This window comes from Sporosarcina sp. CAU 1771 (genome assembly GCF_054482775.1).
The window spans coordinates 73,705-74,830 of record NZ_JBTLRN010000013.1; the positions used below are offsets into that span (position 1 = coordinate 73,705).

General features: G+C 47.0%; 2 tRNA genes and 2 rRNA genes (1 of these 4 cut by a window edge). All 4 read left to right on the forward strand.

What is annotated here, in order from left to right:
* Positions 1–406, forward strand: a 16S ribosomal RNA gene (locus ACXYMX_RS10450); it begins 1,060 nt to the left of the window's first position.
* 166 nt (positions 407–572) lie between these two features.
* Positions 573–649: transfer RNA gene (locus ACXYMX_RS10455), tRNA-Ile, on the forward strand.
* A gap of 48 nt (positions 650–697) precedes the next feature.
* Positions 698–773: transfer RNA gene (locus ACXYMX_RS10460), tRNA-Ala, on the forward strand.
* A gap of 210 nt (positions 774–983) precedes the next feature.
* Positions 984–1,126: ribosomal RNA gene (locus tag ACXYMX_RS10465) — 23S ribosomal RNA — on the forward strand; the annotation flags it as partial.

Below are 1,126 nucleotides of genomic sequence, written 5' to 3' on the forward strand. Positions count from 1 at the left end.
AAAACATCTGTTTCAGATGTAAGGCTTACAACTGCATAGTTGTATATAGGAATCTTTCCTCCACTAGGTCGGCGTGGAAGGCTATGCCGATGGAACAATGCTGAAGTGGGGTTAGTAGACAGGGTGGAAGCCGCCGACCGAGGGGATTCCCAATGGAGTGGCTGAAGCCCACAATGTTTGAGAGCACCACACTGCCCGCCACACATGTTCTGGGCCCTTGCATAAGTGGCACCGTACGACTAGGTGCTAATGATCGCTAAGGCCGAAGTACGTCCGCTCAACGTCGGACGTTAGGCTTGACCCTTGCCAAAATAGCCTAACCGAGCCGCCGAAGGTGGGACAGATGATTGGGGTGAAGTCGTAACAAGGTAGCCGTATCGGAAGGTGCGGCTGGATCACCTCCTTTCTAAGGATATATGTTGATACGTCAACATTCGGAATGTAGACTTTGTCTACAAAAACGAGAGACACGTTCTCTCACTTGACGTTTTGCGTTCAGTTTTGAAGGTTCATTATTATTTGATCCTCAAAAACAGAGTTAGTTCGACTCATATATAGAGCAATCCCGAAAGGGGCCTATAGCTCAGCTGGTTAGAGCGCACGCCTGATAAGCGTGAGGTCGGTGGTTCGAGTCCACTTAGGCCCACCATTAAAGTTTTTAAGTAGTATTTCTAACTTAAATAACTAACGCTAATTCGGGGCCTTAGCTCAGCTGGGAGAGCGCCTGCCTTGCACGCAGGAGGTCAGCGGTTCGATCCCGCTAGGCTCCACCACTTACTCCGATAGGGAGTATTTTTGTTCCTTGAAAACTGGATAAAACGACATTGGGTTATGTACACATTCGTTATGGGTGTGCATGTAACCAAAGAAACAAGTCAAGAATCATGAATGCAATACCTTTTTACGTGTAGTCTATTTACATCGCTGTTTATAGCTGCACATATCAAAAAATAACGAACAACTTTTGTTGGAACTTATTTTTAGGTTAAGTTAGAAAGGGCGCACGGCGGATGCCTTGGCACTAGGAGCCTAAGAAGGACGGCACTAACACCGATATGCTCCGGGGAGCTGTAAGTAAGCTTTGATCCGGAGATTTCCGAATGGGGAAACCCACTACCTTTAATAG